Origin of the sequence: Paraburkholderia caffeinitolerans (assembly GCF_902859945.1) — a bacterium.
Lineage (GTDB): Bacteria > Pseudomonadota > Gammaproteobacteria > Burkholderiales > Burkholderiaceae > Paraburkholderia > Paraburkholderia caffeinitolerans.
In genome coordinates this window covers 57,401-74,423 of the sequence record NZ_CADIKL010000036.1, presented here as the reverse complement: position 1 = coordinate 74,423, position 17,023 = coordinate 57,401, and the positions used below count along the sequence as shown (strand labels likewise).

Below are 17,023 nucleotides of genomic sequence, written 5' to 3'. Positions count from 1 at the left end.
TCAACAAACTGCACTCAACCCATAGTGTCGCGCAGTGCATGATGGAAAAAACGAAGATGTGGAATATACCGAACCCCGGGAATACTGGCGTACGCACGAGAAACACCGCTATCGCCATCGCATTGATGATATCGCTGGCCGCCTGTGGTGGGGGCAGCGGTGACAACAGCAGCGTTGCCACAAATTCCCCTGGCAGCGAAACGATAGCTGATGACTCGAATACAACGCCACCAACGCCCTCAACGAATGCCAGCTTCTTCGACAGCATCTTCCTGAAGGACACCGGAGCAGGCTACTACCAGTTCGATATGCGCCCTACCGGGCAAGGCATGGCAGGTCCCCTACCCGCTTCGACCGGCTTCGGCAGGACGCAATACTATGTCAACGCCGACAGCGACAGCAATTTCAGCATGGCGTCGAGCGTCATCGCCGGCAACTTCAAGAGACAGTATGCGACGCACGTGTATATCACCGCAGAAGGCGCGTTCACGTCGCAACATACGCCGGACACTGATATCGGAGCCAACTCGAAGATCTTCGCGAAACTCCCACAGGGCTACGAGCTTGGCATGCAGGGTATGTCGACGCCGCTCTACAGCGTATCCGTCAATGCAACCGACGTTTCCGGCCAACCACTTTCGGACGTGTTACAAAAGGACGAAAATGCTTACCCGACCGGTTTATATCTTTTGAGGGACGACAGCACGGCAATGCCGCATGGGGCGCAAATCTATCAGGTTCCCCAAGCCGTAATTAACACCTACCTCTGGTTAAGCCTGTCAAATTACCAGTCCACCGAGACGCTGGAGCAAACCCAAGCACGTACCGGCGGGGTCATCCAGACCTTGGGGGGTTATCGATATCTGATCGACTCCTCCAATGGACGCGGGTGCAATATTGAGTACAACGGAACGGTATATTCCGGGGTGTTGTACCAAGCTGGCGACCGGTATTCAGCCGTCGGTGCCGGATATAACCGCATCGCCGCCGACTTCATCGCACAGCGCTTGGTTGCCGCACAGGGGCAATAAGGAATCACACTTGCGCCCGCGCATGCATCCGATATCGGCGCGGCGCAACCCCGTCCATCGCAGGAACGCGCGCCGGAACGCTTCCTCTCCGCCAAACCCCGGATCACTCGCGATCCACGCAATCGCCCAATCGGTGTCGCGCAGACAACGCTCGGCGGACTCCCGCTCGTCCCGCGCTGGGTCTCGCCGCCCGTCGCGGCGCCTTGCGAGCGCAATGTGCCGTGGCTGCTCTGGCGGGTCAAGGACGCCCCACGCACTACCAGCTGCGCGCGATGACAACTACCATCGCGGTCGAATTTGGGGCAAGGGCCGATGCGATCCTGGTGAAACAGTTACAAGATAAGTATTGACGCTGGTAGCACACAGCGGGTACTGTGTCGTTCGAAGTTCAAGAAGTTCGATTGCTGTTCATCAATTGCTCGCTCCTCAGCGGTATTCGTTGTCCTCTCCCTCCTTGTTGCTTCAAACGCTCCGTAACAGAGCAAATTTTTCTATTTTCCTCAAGGATTCTTCATGGATACCGGTATCGTTAAGTGGTTCAACGACAGCAAAGGCTTTGGCTTCATCACCCCGGACAATGGCGGCGACGATCTATTCGCGCACTTCTCCGAGATCAGCGGCGACGGCTTCAAGACGCTGACTGAGAATCAGAAGGTCAGCTTCGAAACGAAGCGAGGCCCGAAGGGTCTGCAAGCAGCTAACATCAAGCCGCTGTAAAGTTTGAAGAGCCCGGTCCTCCGCGATGGACGCCGGGTTCAGCGACACCCTCGCGGAGCTTTGTCTCCTGAAATTGGCGCGGTCGCGCTTAGCTGCATTTGTTTATTCAGCAGCTTACCAGGCGCCACATGTCTCGTTGAGCGTCCTTCTCCCCTCCGGCTGAAACGCCTTCTTTCGCTTTCCGACTGCTTCAGATTCAGCTCGCAATGGCTTTGAATCGGCGCATCCGTGCACATTTCACACGGCGCGCGCACTCGAACATCATTAAAATTAAAATGCATAACGAACTAATTCAGCAATACAACGGCTATGCCGTCCACCCCTCGTCGCATCGTTTGCCCGACGGCAGTTTTTCATCCAACCTGCTGCTTGAGCGCACCGATAGCGCGCGCGCCGAAGGCCGCTACCAGTTCTATTCGCTCGATTACTTCACGAGTGAAGAGCAGGCGCTGCAGCACTCGACACGCTGGGCACGCAACTGGGTCGACACGCGCGGCTAAAGGCGACGCACCCGTTCAAGACAGCCAACACATATGGGGCACAAGGTCGACGACGCACTTGAGATTGCGAAGTACACCGAAGTGTGAGCACAGCCCCGACATGAGGCGAGTTGGTTCGTCAATAGACGCAGCGCCTCATGTTCCGGATGATCCCATATCGGGGTTTCGAGATTCATGCGAAGGTCCGCTGCGATACGGCGTTACGCGCAGGCCCGCAGTCGATCCAGTCTGGCGGCTTCGTAAAAGCACAGGGAAAAGAGAACATTCGCTGTACAAATAGGGCAATGAGTGTAGCATGAAGGCGTTGATTGACCCACAGCCCTTCTCTGCGCCTCCCTGGCCACCTTTTCCGGCGGAATCGGGCCGCTCACTTTCATCATAGGCCGAACAACACGGCCAATCATGTGAAGACTGGACTCAGTCGCTCACACTCTTTTCCCGATTTGTCGCGTATTGGCGCGGCTTCAAAGGTATTTCATGAAAACCGGTTTCCGTCTCTACCGTGGACTGGAAGTTTATCCACTGGTCTATCCACATCATGCCACCGCGCCCGGAAGTGGGCACAACTACGACGAAGGGTTTGACGCTGCCGTGCGTATCCAGGAACCGGAAAGCTCAGGCGAAGCGCCCCGCAGCCGCGTATTCCGGCTTGCGGTGACGAGGCCCTTCCAGACCGCCGGCGACGCACGGCGTGCGTCGACTGCCTATGCCGAACACCTCATCGACACCTGTTCCCGGGACACGAACTTCCTCGATTTGAAGGTGTGATTCGCAGCTCGCGGCACGCCGGGACCCGTCAGCACGCGTTCGCGGCGGGACACGCAGGCAACATCGGAGGTTTGACATGGACAGAGCTGATCTCTTGAAGTGGATTCGACGCGACGGCTCCGGACTTGTCGACCGGTTTCTGCCGTCAGGAGCCCGCGCCGAGCTCGAAGACGTCATCTTCGACGGTCGCCACGAGGTCGATGCCGATGCTTATCTGATGTTTGTGTCGGTTCGCGCACTGCTGCGTAAGGACGGCATGGCGAGCTGCGACTCGGATCGCGAGGCCGGCCAGATCATGGCCCTGCTGAACGCGTGAGGCAGCCCACCCATCCACGCGACGCTGGCGCAACGATCATGGTTGTGCCGCAACCGAACAAGGAACGACGGTGCACTTCAATTCAACGCGATTCATCATCGACCCGACGCCACGCAGGGCTGACGGCGAATACATGGCCCATGCCCGCATCAGCACCAGCCGTGCGGACGGCAGCGAGTACGACATTCATCTAAGCGGCGATCTTGCGGGCTTCGACGCGCGCGAAGACGCTATTGCCCATGCGAAAATATGGGCGCAGGAGTGGCTAGACGTGTGCTTTGGCTGAACTCACAACCAGGAAGAAAATTGACTACTGTAACCCCCAAGCTGAACGAACCGCTGGAAGTCGCGTTGCGCCGCTTCCGACGCTCGATCGAGAGCACCGGTTTGATAAAGGAACTGCGGGCCAGAACGGCTTATGAAAAACCCACTGCGAAACGCAAACGAAAGAAGGCTGCCGCTGTGTCCCGACTCCGAAAACAGATCAAAAGGTCGTTGCCCCCGAGGAAGCAGTACTGAGCCGAAGTTGTCACGCGGATAAGCGAGCGCCAGCGATGCTCCGGGAGCAGTCGTTGGCAACGCCGCGGCCCGGATGAGGGCAACGGGTCGAGCAGAACCCTTCCCCCGGAAATCTGCGAAGAACCCAAAAAACGCCCTCCGCGCTTGTGAAGGCGCGGAGGGCGCAGATTAAATGCTTGCGGTTCGATTAGGGCAGCGTCGCCCCGCCATCGACGCTGGTCACCTGCCCGTTTGGCTCCGTATTGGTGTCGTTCAGGGTGACAGAGCCTACGACCACGATAAATATCGACGTCCACTGCATGCCGCCGGCATTGCGACCGAAATTGCTCGACGTGGTCAGCCTCATCAAGTTCCCCAGGCCGCAACGACCACCTACCTCTGGCTTGGCCTATCAAATTACCAACCCTCCCAAACGCTGGAGCAAACCCAGGCATGTACCGGCGGGGTCATCCAGACCTTGGGCGGTTATCGCTATCTGATCGACTCCTCCGATGGCGGGGGGTGCAATAGCGTCCGCGCCCGCGTCCGATATCGACTCGGCGCATGCCCCGTCCATCGCAGGAACGCGCGCCTGAACGCTTCCTCGCCGCCAAACCCCAGATGACTCGCGATCCGCGCAATCGCCCAGTCGGTGTCGCGCAGACAGCGCTCGGCGGCCTCGCGCAAGCAACGCTCGCGCAGCGCCAGATAGGTGGTGCCCTCGGCAGCGAGACGCCGCCGCACGGTCGGCTCGCTCACGCCAAACCATGCAGCCAGGTCGGGCAACGAAGGCAGTGCCTGCTCGCGCGCAATCGCTGCATCCAGTAACCCACGAGCCTTCTGCGTCCACGACACGACGGCCGGCGCCGCCTCGACAAGCTGAAACGGAAAATCGGCAAGAAAAGCATCGAGTTCCAGCGGCTGCCGCACGACCGGATGCGAAAGCACAGCCGCATCGAACGCGAATCCATAGTTTTTCGCGCCCACCGCCACCGGCGCATCAAACAGACCCAGCAAAGGCATCACGTCGCTGCGTCGCGGATGTCCCACCCAGGCCCGGCGCAGCCGCAACGGTTGCCCGATCAGCCAGCTGAACATCTGCAGATAACACAGCAGGCCCGTTACGTCGACGAGGCATGCCGCCGAACTGCGCGTACGCCGCAGCGAATCCATCTCGAAGCAAGCCTCGCCTTCGCGCACCGTTAGCAGAAGCTTGCCAGCCCGGGGATAAAGCATCTGGCAAAACGAGGCGGCGCACTGCATCGCGTGATCGAGCGTACGGCAACTCACCAGACAGCGGCACATGAGCTCGACTTCTTCCTTGCGCATCGGCGGATGGCCGTCGCTCTGCGCCACTTGCGCTTCGAGACGTTCGATCGCATAGCGATACAACGCAATCGAACTGTCGACAGGCACTTCGTCGTCTTCGGGTTGCATCGCGGCCGGCTTGCTGCTCTGGCCTGGCTTCAGTTCGTGCATCAAGCGCGCGTCGAGCCCGGGAAGACCGCGTGCGGCACGGCGCTGGGAAGGAACTTTCATACTGATCAGTTTTGATTGCCGCGATAGTGTTGAGTGAACGATCTGGTAGGGGTCGGCCAGCAAACGCCAACCTAGTATACCCACACGCCACGCGGCCTTTTTCAGCGAACGCTCACTCACGAGCACCTGGCGAAGCAATCCGACACGAGCCCTCCATGATCCATATCCTCGATGAAATCACGCTGGCCCCGGAGCGCATTCCGGAGGTCACGGCTTTACTCCACGAACTGTACCTGCCCGATCATCTGTCACGTGGTCTCTCGCTTGTCTCGCGCTGGGTCTCGCCGCCCGTCGCGGTGCCTGGCGAGCGCAATGTGCTGCGGCTGCTCTGGCAGGTAAAGGATGCCCCCACGTACTACCAGATGCGCGCGATGACGACTGCCAGCGTGGTCGAATTCTGGGCAAAGGTCGACGCGATCTGCGAGGCCCGGCAGCGCCACGTCATGGTGGATGCCGACACGACATTGCTCACCCCGCTGGAGCCCGAACATGCAGCATAAAACCGCGCGGATATTCATCACCCCGGATGCCGATGCCGAAGCAATCGAACAGGCATTGCGCGCCAGTCTGCGCAAACGCTTCGGCCTTAATCGCGTCAACTTCGAGCGCAATCTGGCGGGCAGTTGGGGGGCGGGCGATTACACGCTCGATCTGGTGTCCCACCACGACCACGCCGAATGGGACGCTGCGGCGAACGAACTGGCCAGCATTCCTGGCATCGCTCGCGTCGATCACGTCGCCTATAAAAGCATCGGCGGCGGGGTCCGCCAGCCGGGCTTGCGCGACGGCGTCTGGCGCACGCTGATGTTCCGCGCCCGACCGAACGCCCACGAGAAAGACATCCGCGAACTCGAATTCGAATTGCTGCGCATGCCTGCCTACATGCGCGGCATACGCAACTGGCGCTTGAGCCGCGTCGTGACGCCGGGTACCTGGACACACGTGTGGCAACAGGAATTCGTCGATATGGGCGACCTCGCTGGCGAGTACCTGCTCCATCCGTTTCACTGGGGCTGGGTCGACCGCCGCTTCGATGCTGAACATCCTCAGTGGACGGTCGATGCGATCTCGCATGCCGCCTGTCCGCTCGCATCGAGTCTGCTCGCGGACGATGCAATCTGACACGACAAAACCACCACGGAGACAACTTGATGCGAGCCATACTGATCGACCGGATCGGCCCTTCCAGCGAAATGAAATTGGCGGACCTGCCGACGCCGGTACCCGGCCCTGGAGAAGTGCTGATCCGCGTTGCCTGCGCCGGCGTGAACCCTGCTGACTGGAAGTGCCGGGAAGGATATCTCGGCGCGTTCTTCCAGTACACGTTTCCGTTCGTACTCGGCTTCGACGTGGCCGGCGTGGTCGTGGCATTGGGGCAAGGGGCGGAGGGGCCGCCGGTCGGCACGCGCGTGTTCGCGCAATCGGATGTGGGCTCGGGCAAGTGGGGTTCGTATGCCGAGTTTGTTTCGGTACGCCACGATTCCGTGGTCACGATGCCCGCTGGCATGAGCTTCGCGCAGGCAGCGGCAACACCCACGCCCGCGCTGGCTGCATGGGCCGCGGTATTCAGCGACGGGGGTTTGCAAGCGGGGCAGAAGATCCTGATTCATGGCGGCGGCGGCGCGGTGGGCACTTTCGCCATCCAGTTCGCGAAGCACGTGGGCGCCGATGTCGCCGTGACTTGCAAGGCATCGCATCGCGCCTACGTCGAAGCACTCGGATGTGACTTGAGCATCGACTATCAGACGCAGGACATCGAGTCCGCCGTGAGGCAATGGACGCCTTCTGGCGTGGACGTCGTGATCGACGCCGTTGGTGGGAACACGTTGCCACGAGCGCTCGACATGCTCGCGACAGGAGGCGTGCTCGTCAGCATCATGACGCTGACCGCCGAAGATATGGAACGTTTGCCCGTTGTTGCGGCAGAGGCGCAGCAACGTGGCCTGCGCACCGCGATGACGTTCAGCCGGACACCGTGCGGCGAACACCTCGGCAAGGTCGCCGCGCTGATCGAAAATGCGAACCTGCACACGCCGCCCATCGAAACCTTGCCGTTAAAAGAGGCCGCGCGCGCACTGGACCTGCTTCAGTCGGGCAACGCCGGTGCAAAACTCGTTCTTCACGTTGCCGATATCGACGATTGAAAAACCCCTCCGCGCCTTCACAAGCGCGGAGGGGGTTTTTCATGCTTGCGATTCGCGCTAGCGCAGCGTAACCCCGCCATCGACGCTGATCACCTGCCCGTTCACCCACTCCCCATCGGCGGAAACCAGCCACGCAACGGCGGCCGCAATATCGCCGACCTCACCAAGCCTTGGGCTGTGTCCGATGGCCAGCGTATCGGCGATGAATTGCGACGGTGCGTTGGCGCGAATGGCATCGGTGAGAATCAGCCCCGGCGCAACGGCATTGGCTCGAATACCCTGCTTTCCCCACGCCGACGCCACGTGACGCATCAGCGCATGGATGCCGCTCTTGCTGATGGCATAGGAAACGCGCTCGGCTTCCCCCATGAATGCGGCAGCGGAAGACGTATAAATCATTGCGCCTCCGCCCCGCTTCAGCATGGCCGGCACCGCATGCCGGGTGCACAGCAGGTAGCCGCGCAGATTCACGGCGATGGTGCGATCGAACACGTCGAGCGACACATCCACGGCGGTCGTGTCTTCCAGCAGCGCGTTCATCTCCGCCGCGTTGGCGTGCACCGCATCCACGCCGCCAAACGCTTCGGTTGCCGCAGCGATCAGCGCGGCAACCGAGGCGTCGTCGCTGATGTCGAATCGCACGCCGAGCGCGCGCCCGCCCGCGGCGTGGATATTTTCGGCGACCGATTTCGCGCTCTCGCCATCGAAATCGCCGATCACCACCGCTGCGCCCTCGCCCGCCAGCCTCATCGCGGTTGCGGCGCCGATGCCGCCGCCTCCCGCAATCACCACCACCTTGTTCACCAGCCTCTGCATGAATCGCGCTCCGGTTTTAGTGCGCTGCAACTGACGCTATCAGTACGAAGGCAGCACGGGATTGCGTGCCGCGAGAATCGACTCCGTACGCTGCTGGAGTGCGCCGTCAATGATTTCTGGTTGTGGAATCAACCAGTAGCGGTCCTCGCGTATTCCTTCGAACACGCGCTGCGCGAACGCGTCGGGCGTGAGCCCGTACGTATCGAGCATCGTGCGCATCGTGTCGACGAAGCCGCGCACTTCAGGGCGATCGTGCGAGCCGCCGAACGGATCATTGAAGATCCCGCTCTTCACAGGCCCCGGCGCGAGCAGCGATACGCCAATCGGCGAGCCGAGCATCTTCAACTCGCCGTACAGCGACTCGGTCAGCGCGACCACCGCGAACTTGGTGGCCGAGTAAGGCGACATCATCGGGCTCGGTAAAAAGCCGCCAACCGATGCAGTGTTCACGACGCGCGCCGGCAGATTGCGCGCAAGCATGCGCGGCACGAAGCTGCGGATGCCATTCATCACGCCATGCACGTTGACCGCGAAGCTGTGCTCGAATCGCTCGGGCGTGATTTCCCAGCTAAAGCCGGTCGCCATCACACCGGCGTTGTTGAATAGCAAGTCGACGCCGCCGAACCGGCTCCATGCGGCCTCGGCGAGCGCTTCGACCGCTTCGGGCCGGCTCACGTCGGTGGGCACGCAAAGCACATCCGTGTCGAGCGTCGCGGCGAATGCGTCTAGCGCGGCGGGGTCGAGATCTGCCAGCACGACGCGCATGCCAAGCGTGGCCGCCTGGCGGGCCAGGCCGCTGCCGATGCCGCTGGCAGCGCCGGTGATCACGGCGGTGCCGCCGTCGAAGCGAAGCGATGAAGTCATGATTACAGTCCTTCGGGCTGGATTTTCGGATGCGCGTAGGCAGGGATCACGGGCGTCGGCAACGGCGTGCGCCCATCGAGCGACTGCACGGCAATCCCGTGCGCGAGCGGAAAGTGCAGGCTGTGCGCAATCACGCCGGTACGTTCGCGAGCGGGCAGCCGGCACAGCGCGAGCGCGGTCTCAGCCAGGTACGCGACGTCCTCGGTCGGATAGCCTTCGGGGATGTAGCGCGCCGCGCCCGGCGTGAGGATTGCGGTGCTCGGCGCGACGAGGTTCACCGCGATCGAGTCGGCTTCGAGTTCGGCGGCAAGCCCCTGCGTGAAGCGCGATAGCGCGGCCTTGACCGCTGCGTAGACTGTCACGCCGCCAAAGCGGGAAAAGTCGTCGAACGGCCGCAGCGGCGGCAGCGCCGTAACCGACCCGACGTTGACGATCCAGCCCGCGCCACGCGCGCGCATCAGCGGGATCGCGGCCTGGGCCAGCGCGAACGGAATGCGCAGGTAATGGTCGATGGTCAGGTCGAACATCGCCATCGGCATCGTCTCTACGCGCTCGTAGTCGGCCACGCCCGCATTGTTGACAAGGATGTCGAGACCGCCCGCCGCCTCGGCCGCGCGCGCGACGAGCGCGTCGCGTTCAGCCGGGTTCGCCAGATCCGCAGCCAGAGGAATCGCGCCGCCGCCCGCCTGTTCGATCAGCGCGACCGTTTCGGCGAGCGTGCCGGCCACGGTCGCCGATTGCGTCAGGCTGCGCGCGGTCACCACCACGGTCGCGCCTTCGGACGCAAGACGTTGCGCAATCGCGCGGCCAATGCCGCGGCTCGCGCCGGTCACGAGCGCAATTTTTCCCTTCAGGGCAGGGGTCTGGGTGTCAGTCATGAAGTCTCCGTATTTATGTCGGTCAAACCTTTCTTGAATGGGATTGTCTGGGGAGATCGTTCACGCGACCCCTACCGATCCGATCAGCGACCACTATTGCTTCAATCAAATTCGCTTTGACCGCGAGCCCCGGCAGCCACGTGCCGGGGGTGCGACAAAGCGCGCTATGATGGCGTGCCCTGCTGCCCGGGGCGCGCCAGACAACCTGCAATCCATGTCGTGCGGGTTGTCCCTGGCGGCGGGATTCCCGTTTTGGTTCCAGCCACACAAGCAATGAAACAACGCACATGGCCCAAGATCGCCGCCGCCTGTTCGCCCCTGGCGCTCGCGCTGCTGGGCGGCTGCGCCGCCCGGGGCGCACCGTCGTACACGCTGTTCGGCGCGTACTTTCCATTCTGGCTGTTGAGCGCCGTGACCGGCGTCGTGGGCGCGCTGGTCGCTCACCGCGTCTTCATCGCAACGGGCTGGGTGCGCAAGGTGCCATACCAGCTTTCTGTGTGCACCGGGATCGGCTGCGTCGTTGCGGTGTTTGTCTGGCTTTGGGGAACAGGGCAAATATGAAACGACCCCCACGTTCGCTTCGCTCACTGCCCCCCGAGGGGGCGCTCAGCCTCCTTGGGGCGGCCCGGCGGAGGCTGAGATGAAACTAGCCGGCATCAATCCCAAGCCTGCATGGAAGGGCCGCGCGATCGCCGTCGCGATCGTCCTGCTCGGCGCAGCTGCGTTGTGGTACGCGTACGATCGCTCGTCGCGCTTTCCATCGAGCGACGACGCGAGCATCGACGCCGACATCGTCCACGTTGCCTCGCCCGTTGGCGGACGCATCGTGCGCGTGGCCGTCGAGGAGAACGAGCAGGTCAAGAAGGGCGAGGTGCTGTTCGAAATCGATCCGCTGCCCTACCGGCTCGCGGTCGCGCAGGCGCAAGCCAATGTCGAACTGGCCCGCGCGGCGCTGGCAACGCGCCGCCGCACTGTGATCGGCGAGACTTCGACCGCGGTGGTCGCCGCCGACCAGACCCAACGCGCCACGCACAATTACGACCTCGCCACGCGCAGCGTCGAGCGGCTGCGGCCGCTTGCGGCGCAGGGCTACGTATCGGCGCAGAGTTTCGACCAGGCCGTGGTCGCGCAGCGCGATGCAAGCGTGTCGCTGGCGCAGGCGAAGGAGCAGCAGCACGCGAGCGCGAAAACAATCGGCGACGACGCCGGCGCCATCGCCACGCTGCACGCGAGCGAAGCCGCGCTGGCGATCGCACAGCGCGCGCTCGACGACACTGTCGTGCGCGCGCCGTTCGACGGCTACGTGACGGGCCTTTCGGTGCTCGCGGGCGAGACGGTCATACCGAGCCAGTCCATCTTCACGCTGATCCACTCGGGCGAATGGTTCGCCGTGGCGAATTTCCGCGAGACCTCGCTCGGCTCTATCGAGGTGGGCGACTGCGCGACTGTGTACTCGATGATCGACCGCGCCCAGCCGATGCGCGGCAAGGTCGTGGGCATCGGCGCGGGCGTCGCGGACGTCGACCGCCTGAACCTGCCGCGCAGCCTGCCCTTCGTGCAGCGCTCGGTGAACTGGGTGCGGGTCTCGCAGCGCTTTCCGGTGCGGGTGCGAATCGACGCACCGGCCGCGAAACTGGTGCGTGTGGGTGCGAGCGCGATTGTCGAGGTACGGCATGGCCAGTCTTGCCGGTGATGTGAGCGCGCCCGGCCCACGGGAGATCGTGAAGCTGCTCGCACCGTTTCCGGGGCGCACCGCCATCGTCACGAGAATCGCGCTGATCTGCGCGCTGACCGTGCTGGTCACAAGCGCCTATGGCACGCCCGAAGCCGCGATCTCGGCCTACGTCGTGTTCTTCCTGAACAAGCCCGACCGCGTGACGAGCATCATCCTGCCGATCGCACTGTTGGTGCTCGTGACCACGATCGTCGGCATCGTGATGATCTTCGCGATCCTCTGCATCAACGAGCCCGCGTTGCGCATCGCGAGCATGGCGCTGCTTTCGTTCGGACTGCTGTTCATGACATCGGCGAGCAAGCTGAAGCCGGTGGGCGCGATCGTGGCCATGGTCGTGGGCTTCGGGCTCGACGAGCTGGGCCTCGCGCCCGTCGGCGAAGCGGCCACGCGCGGTCTGCTGTACGCATGGCTGATGGTGGCGATTCCGGTTGGCGCGGCGATTCTCGTGAACCTGGTGTTCGCGCCGTCGCCGCGCCGGCTCGCGGGCAAGAGTCTCGCGCGGCGCATGAGGCTCGCCGCGCGCCGCCTGAACGGCACGGCGACCGACGCCGAGCGCGCGGCCTTCGAAGCGTGCCTGCGCGAGGGCGATCATGAGATCAATACGTGGCTCAAGCTTTCCAAGGTCGAAGGCACCTCCACGCAAGACGACTTCGCGGCGCTGCGCCAGGCGAGCGCGTCGACCACCGCCATCCTGATCGCGACCGATCTCGCCGCGAGCGAACCCGGCGCACGGCTGCCCGACGCGTGCGCTGCAAAGCTCGCGCAAACGATGGAGCAGATGGCCGCGATGCTCGACGCGGGCGGCTATCCCGTGGACGTCGCGGTGGACTTGCCCGAGACGGCCTCGAACGCGCCGCTTGCCGCGCTTGTGCTCACTGACTTGCGCGCGGCGCTGGAGCACTTTGCGGAGCCGGCCCCAGAGGCCGAAGCGGCGAAAAGTGCTCCAGCGCCAGCCGAACACGCGCCCGCGCGCGGCGGCTTCTTCGACGAGGACGCGCTCACCAATCCCGACCACGTCCGTTACGCGCTCAAGACCACGGCGGCAGCGATGTTCTGCTACCTGCTGTATCAGCAGCTCGACTGGTCGGGCATTCATACGTGCTTCATCACCTGCTATATGGTGTCGCTCGGCACCACGGCTGAGACCATCGAGAAGCTCACCTTGCGGATCGCCGGCTGCCTCATTGGCGCTGTGCTCGGCACGGCGATCATCGTCTTCGTGATGCCCACGCTGGCATCGGCCACGGAGCTCCTGGCGCTGGTGTTCGTGGGCGCGTGGCTGTCCGCGTGGGTGGCAATGGGCTCGCCACGGATCGCGTACGCGGGCATGCAGATCGCGTTCGCGTTCTTCCTGTGCGTGATCCAGGGCCCTGCGCCCGGGTTCGACCTGACGCTCGCGCGCGACCGCGCGATCGGCATTCTGATCGGCAATGTGGTGGTCTACCTGATCTTCACGCGGGTCTGGCCAGTCAGCATCGCGAGCCAGATCGACACTGCGCTCAAGGCGCTTGTCGCGCAGTGGACGCGGATCGCGCACGCCGCCGATGCCGCCACGCGCCGCGCGCTAGCTGCCGGAGCACTCGCGCAGTACGGCGAGCTGCGCCAGAACCTCGGCGTGATCCACTACGAGCCGTCGTGGGTGCGTCCCGCGCCCGCGTGGATCGCGAGCCGACGGCGCGCGCTTGCGGAGCTCGGCGCGGCGGAAGGGCCGCTCGTTCTCACAGCCGGTCGCGCGGGCGCGGCGGCCGATGCACGGCTGCGCGCGCTCGCGCAGCGGATCGATGACGGCGAAGAGGTCAATGCGCGCACTGCCCCCGCCAACGACAACGCAGCGGACTCCCGCGTGAGCGCACTGCTAGACATCATCGATGCGCGCTTCGGCCAGATCGCCCTGGAAGCGCGCGCAGCGGAAATATCGGAGGACCTATCAGCACTAAAGGAGACGCGGCCCGATGCGCGCCCCTGACCCGAAACCCTGGTTGATCGCACTGGCCGTTGCCGGACTCGCGGGATGCGCGACGTCCTCGCTCGATCTCGCGCCCCCCGCGCCCGACCGTCCGTGGCAGCCGCAAACCGACACGGCCGGCAACATCGTGCCCGGCCCGTCGCAAAACGCTGGGCAATCGGCACAATCCTCACCATCCGCGCACGAGGGCTACACGCTGCCACGCAGCGCCGCACTGGCGTCCGTCGAACCCGCCGCCGCGCTGGACACGAACCACGCGTACACGCTGCCCGAGCTGATCGATCTCGCCGAATCCACCAACCCGACGACGCGCATCGCCTGGAACGACGCGCGCAATGCGGCGCTCGCGGCGGGCGTCGCGAAGGCCGCGTATCTGCCGCTGCTCACCGCAACCGTGATGGGCGGATACCAGGCGTCGAGCGGCTCGTCATCGACATTGCTCGGCAACGTGTCGACCCATGGCGACATTCACGGCTCGGTCTCGGTCGTCTCGCTGCAATGGCTGCTGTTCGACTTCGGCGGCCGCAGCGCGCGCGTCGACGCGGCCACCCAGGTTTCGTTGGCCGCCGACATCGCGTTCACGGCCGTCCATCAGCAGGTGATCCACGCGGTGAGCGTTGCGTACTACGCCTACGAAGCCGCCAGCGCACGCGCGAGCACCGCGCAGCAGGCGCTCGTCAACGCGGATGGCATTCTCGCCGCCTCGCGTGCACGGATGAAACAGGGCGTGGGCACAGTCGTCGAAGTGGCACAGGCCACGCAGAACCGCGCGCAGGCGAATCTCGTGAAAGTGCAGGCCGATGGCGCGCTCAGCGACAGCTATCTGAGCCTCCTGTCCGCGCTCGGCATCTCGCCATTGTCGAAGCCGACGATTGCGCCGTTGCCGGCACGCGCGTTGACGCCGGCGCTGCACCAGTCGGTCGACGAGATCGTCGCCGATGCGATCGCGCGGCGGCCCGATGTGCAGAGCGCCTACGCGCTCGAACAGGCCAATCAGGCGAAGATCCGCGCGGCCAAGGCTGCGTTCATGCCGAAGGTGTTCCTCTCCGCAGTGGCCGCCTACGGCACCGGGCAAACGGCGATCACCGCGATTCCGCCCGTGGGCGATCAGGCGGCCACGGTGAATTTGAACGGCAGCCGCCGCAGCGGCGGCGTGTTCCTTGGCGTGACGATCCCGCTATACGACGGCGGCTTGCGCTCCGCCGTGCTGATGCAGGCGCGCAACGACGCGGACAGCGCATCGGCGCGCGTGACCCGGACCAAGGAAGAAGCCGTCCGGCAGGTCGTTGCCGCGCAGAACGCGCTGTCCACGAGCCTCGCATCGAACGATGCCGCCAAGGAACTGGTCGCCGCCGCGCAGACCACGTACGACGCGGCGTTCACGGCTTACCGGCACGGCGTGGGCTCGATCACCGACGCGCTGCTCGCACAAAACCAATTGATCGCCGCGCAGAATGCGGCAGCGGATAGCTATAGCGCGGCGCTGTCCGCTGCAGCGTCGCTCGCGCTGGCTACGGGGGAGATTGGCGCGGCTGGGGCTGATGGGGAGAAGACGTGGTAGCCGGCGTTGAATCACCCGCCATCGCCCGCCAACATTTATTGCCCGGATAAAAAAACGCCAACCCGTATTACCGGATTGGCGTGTAGCTTCAGGTACTGCCGAAATCAGAACTGATTCATCGTATTGTCCTTACCCGCCGCCTTCAGCGCCGCATCACCGCTGAAGTATTCCTTATGATCGTCGCCGATGTCCGAGCCCGACATGTTCTGGTGCTTCACGCAAGCGATGCCCTGGCGGATTTCCTTGCGCTGCACGCCAGCCACATAACCGAGCATGCCCTGGTCGCCGAAGTATTCCTTCGCGAGGTTGTCGGTCGACAGCGCAGCGGTGTGGTACGTCGGCAGCGTGATCAGGTGATGGAAGATACCGGCTTCACGCGATGAATCGGCCTGGAAGGTGCGGATCTTTTCATCGGCGAGCTTCGCCAGTTCGGTCTGGTCGTATTCCACGCTCATCAGCTGGCCGCGTTCGTAGGCCGACACATCCTTGCCCTCAGCCTTCATCGCGTCATACGCCTGCTGGCGGAAGTTCAGCGTCCAGTTGAACGACGGGCTGTTGTTGTACACCAGCTTCGCGTTCGGGATGACCTTGCGAATCTCGCTGACCATGCCGCCGATCTGCGCGATATGCGGTTTTTCGGTTTCGATCCACAGCAGGTCGGCGCCGTTTTGCAGTGCGGTGACGCAATCGAGCACGCAGCGCGCTTCGCCCGTACCGGCGCGGAACTGGAACAGGTTGCTCGGCAGGCGCTTCGGACGCAGCAGCTTGCCGTCGCGCTTGATGATCACGTCGCCATTGCCCAGTTGGTCGGCCGACAGTTCTTCGCAATCGAGGAACGAGTTGTATTGGTCGCCCAGGTCGCCCGGCGTGCTGGTCACGGCGATCTGCTTGGTCAGGCCGGCGCCCAGCGAGTCGGTGCGCGCCACGATGATGCCGTCGTCCACGCCCAGTTCCAGGAACGCGTAGCGGATCGCGCGGATCTTCGCGAGGAAGTCCTCGTGCGGCACGGTGACCTTGCCGTCCTGGTGGCCGCACTGCTTCTCGTCGGACACCTGGTTTTCGATCTGGATGCAGCATGCGCCCGCTTCGATGAACTGCTTGGCCAGCAGGTACGTTGCTTCTGCGTTGCCGAAACCCGCGTCAATGTCCGCGATGATGGGCACCACGTGGGTGACGTGGTTGTCGATCTTTTGCTGGATCGCGGCCTTGGCGGCGGCGTCCTTTGCGGCGTCGAGTTCGCGGAACAGGCCGCCCAGTTCACGGGCGTCGGCTTGGCGCAGGAAGGTGTACAGCTCGCGAATCAGCGCGCTGACCGAGGTCTTTTCGTGCATCGACTGGTCCGGCAGCGGGCCGAACTCGGAGCGCAGCGCAGCGACCATCCAGCCCGACAGGTACAGATAGCGGCGCTCGGTGCTGTTGAAGTGCTTCTTAATGGAGATCATCTTCTGCTGGCCGATGAAACCGTGCCAGCAACCCAACGACTGCGTGTACTTCGACGGGTCGGCGTCGTAGGCGGCCATGTCGGCGCGCATGATCTTCGCGGTGTACTTCGCGATGTCCAGGCCCGTCTTGAACTTGTTCTGGGCACGCATGCGAGCGGCGTACTCGGGATTGATGGCATTCCAGGCGCTGCCGTTGTTTTCCTTCAAGCCAGCCACTGCCTTGATGTCGTCTTGATACTGGGCCATGT

19 protein-coding genes and 1 pseudogene are annotated in these 17,023 nt (G+C 63.5%); 15 read left to right on the top strand and 5 right to left on the bottom strand.

What is annotated here, in order from left to right:
* Positions 1-38: 38 nt before the first annotated feature.
* The 8 genes and pseudogenes from HV773_RS27645 to HV773_RS27610 all read left to right on the top strand — a co-directional run.
* Positions 39-1,031, top strand: coding sequence for a hypothetical protein (locus tag HV773_RS27645; RefSeq protein ID WP_227875515.1), 993 nt, complete (start codon positions 39-41; stop codon positions 1,029-1,031).
* A 513-nt stretch (positions 1,032-1,544) separates the two neighbouring features.
* Positions 1,545-1,748, top strand: coding sequence for a cold-shock protein (locus HV773_RS27640; RefSeq protein ID WP_129563815.1), 204 nt, complete (start codon positions 1,545-1,547; stop codon positions 1,746-1,748).
* A gap of 275 nt (positions 1,749-2,023) precedes the next feature.
* The gene (locus HV773_RS27635; RefSeq protein ID WP_129563816.1) at positions 2,024-2,248 is read left to right on the top strand and encodes a hypothetical protein; all 225 of its coding nucleotides are present in this window, start codon (positions 2,024-2,026) and stop codon (positions 2,246-2,248) included.
* 477 nt (positions 2,249-2,725) lie between these two features.
* On the top strand, positions 2,726-3,016 hold the full coding sequence (locus HV773_RS27630; RefSeq protein WP_129563817.1) for a hypothetical protein: 291 nt from the start codon (positions 2,726-2,728) through the stop codon (positions 3,014-3,016).
* Positions 3,017-3,092: 76 nt separating this feature from the next.
* Positions 3,093-3,332 (top strand): hypothetical protein, encoded by a 240-nt coding sequence (locus HV773_RS27625; RefSeq protein WP_129563818.1) that lies wholly within the window; start codon positions 3,093-3,095, stop codon positions 3,330-3,332.
* A gap of 70 nt (positions 3,333-3,402) precedes the next feature.
* Complete coding sequence (locus HV773_RS27620; RefSeq protein ID WP_129563819.1) at positions 3,403-3,618, top strand: hypothetical protein; 216 nt, start codon at positions 3,403-3,405, stop codon at positions 3,616-3,618.
* Positions 3,619-3,638: 20 nt separating this feature from the next.
* On the top strand, positions 3,639-3,851 hold the full coding sequence (rpsU, locus tag HV773_RS27615) for a 30S ribosomal protein S21 (RefSeq protein WP_129563820.1): 213 nt from the start codon (positions 3,639-3,641) through the stop codon (positions 3,849-3,851).
* A gap of 247 nt (positions 3,852-4,098) precedes the next feature.
* Positions 4,099-4,197, top strand: a pseudogene (locus HV773_RS27610) (IS5/IS1182 family transposase); the annotation flags it as partial.
* Between the two features lie 125 nt (positions 4,198-4,322).
* Here the strand turns inward: HV773_RS27610 and HV773_RS27605 are convergent.
* Complete coding sequence (locus HV773_RS27605; protein WP_129563821.1) at positions 4,323-5,369, bottom strand: AraC family transcriptional regulator; 1,047 nt, start codon at positions 5,367-5,369, stop codon at positions 4,323-4,325.
* Between the two features lie 155 nt (positions 5,370-5,524).
* On the opposite strand from HV773_RS27605, the gene HV773_RS27600 reads away from it, so the two are divergent.
* The 3 genes from HV773_RS27600 to HV773_RS27590 are packed head-to-tail and all read left to right on the top strand — an operon-like array spanning position 5,525 to position 7,513.
* On the top strand, positions 5,525-5,869 hold the full coding sequence (locus tag HV773_RS27600) for a hypothetical protein (protein ID WP_129563822.1): 345 nt from the start codon (positions 5,525-5,527) through the stop codon (positions 5,867-5,869).
* Positions 5,859-6,491 (top strand): Dabb family protein, encoded by a 633-nt coding sequence (locus HV773_RS27595; RefSeq protein WP_129563823.1) that lies wholly within the window; start codon positions 5,859-5,861, stop codon positions 6,489-6,491. The genes HV773_RS27600 and HV773_RS27595 overlap by 11 nt, the downstream gene beginning before the upstream one ends.
* 29 nt (positions 6,492-6,520) lie before the next feature.
* Positions 6,521-7,513, top strand: coding sequence for an NADP-dependent oxidoreductase (locus tag HV773_RS27590; RefSeq protein WP_129563824.1), 993 nt, complete (start codon positions 6,521-6,523; stop codon positions 7,511-7,513).
* Between the two features lie 57 nt (positions 7,514-7,570).
* Here HV773_RS27590 and HV773_RS27585 read toward each other — a convergent pair whose 3' ends face one another.
* Genes HV773_RS27585 through HV773_RS27575 form a run of 3 tightly spaced genes read right to left on the bottom strand, consistent with a single transcriptional unit; the run spans position 7,571 to position 10,071 of the window.
* Positions 7,571-8,329 carry an SDR family NAD(P)-dependent oxidoreductase gene (locus HV773_RS27585; protein ID WP_129563825.1) on the bottom strand — a complete coding sequence of 253 codons (759 nt, stop codon included), beginning with the start codon at positions 8,327-8,329 and terminating at the stop codon, positions 7,571-7,573.
* Positions 8,330-8,368: 39 nt separating this feature from the next.
* Positions 8,369-9,193: an SDR family NAD(P)-dependent oxidoreductase gene (locus HV773_RS27580; protein WP_129563826.1), complete on the bottom strand. Its 825-nt coding sequence runs from the start codon at positions 9,191-9,193 to the stop codon at positions 8,369-8,371.
* Positions 9,194-9,195: 2 nt separating this feature from the next.
* The gene (locus HV773_RS27575) at positions 9,196-10,071 is read right to left on the bottom strand and encodes an SDR family NAD(P)-dependent oxidoreductase (RefSeq protein ID WP_129563827.1); all 876 of its coding nucleotides are present in this window, start codon (positions 10,069-10,071) and stop codon (positions 9,196-9,198) included.
* A 273-nt stretch (positions 10,072-10,344) separates the two neighbouring features.
* Between HV773_RS27575 and HV773_RS27570 the strand changes: the two genes are divergently transcribed.
* From HV773_RS27570 to HV773_RS27555, 4 genes are all read left to right on the top strand, one after another.
* Positions 10,345-10,632 (top strand): hypothetical protein, encoded by a 288-nt coding sequence (locus HV773_RS27570; protein WP_129563828.1) that lies wholly within the window; start codon positions 10,345-10,347, stop codon positions 10,630-10,632.
* 79 nt (positions 10,633-10,711) lie between these two features.
* Positions 10,712-11,764, top strand: a complete 1,053-nt coding sequence (mdtN, locus tag HV773_RS27565) for a multidrug transporter subunit MdtN (RefSeq protein ID WP_129563829.1) — start codon at positions 10,712-10,714, stop codon at positions 11,762-11,764.
* The gene (locus tag HV773_RS27560) at positions 11,745-13,772 is read left to right on the top strand and encodes an FUSC family protein (protein ID WP_129563830.1); all 2,028 of its coding nucleotides are present in this window, start codon (positions 11,745-11,747) and stop codon (positions 13,770-13,772) included. The genes mdtN and HV773_RS27560 overlap by 20 nt, the downstream gene beginning before the upstream one ends.
* Positions 13,759-15,333 (top strand): TolC family protein, encoded by a 1,575-nt coding sequence (locus tag HV773_RS27555; RefSeq protein WP_129563831.1) that lies wholly within the window; start codon positions 13,759-13,761, stop codon positions 15,331-15,333. The genes HV773_RS27560 and HV773_RS27555 overlap by 14 nt, the downstream gene beginning before the upstream one ends.
* A 104-nt stretch (positions 15,334-15,437) precedes the next feature.
* Here HV773_RS27555 and HV773_RS27550 read toward each other — a convergent pair whose 3' ends face one another.
* Positions 15,438-17,021, bottom strand: coding sequence for an isocitrate lyase (locus HV773_RS27550; protein WP_129563832.1), 1,584 nt, complete (start codon positions 17,019-17,021; stop codon positions 15,438-15,440).
* Positions 17,022-17,023 lie beyond the last annotated feature (2 nt).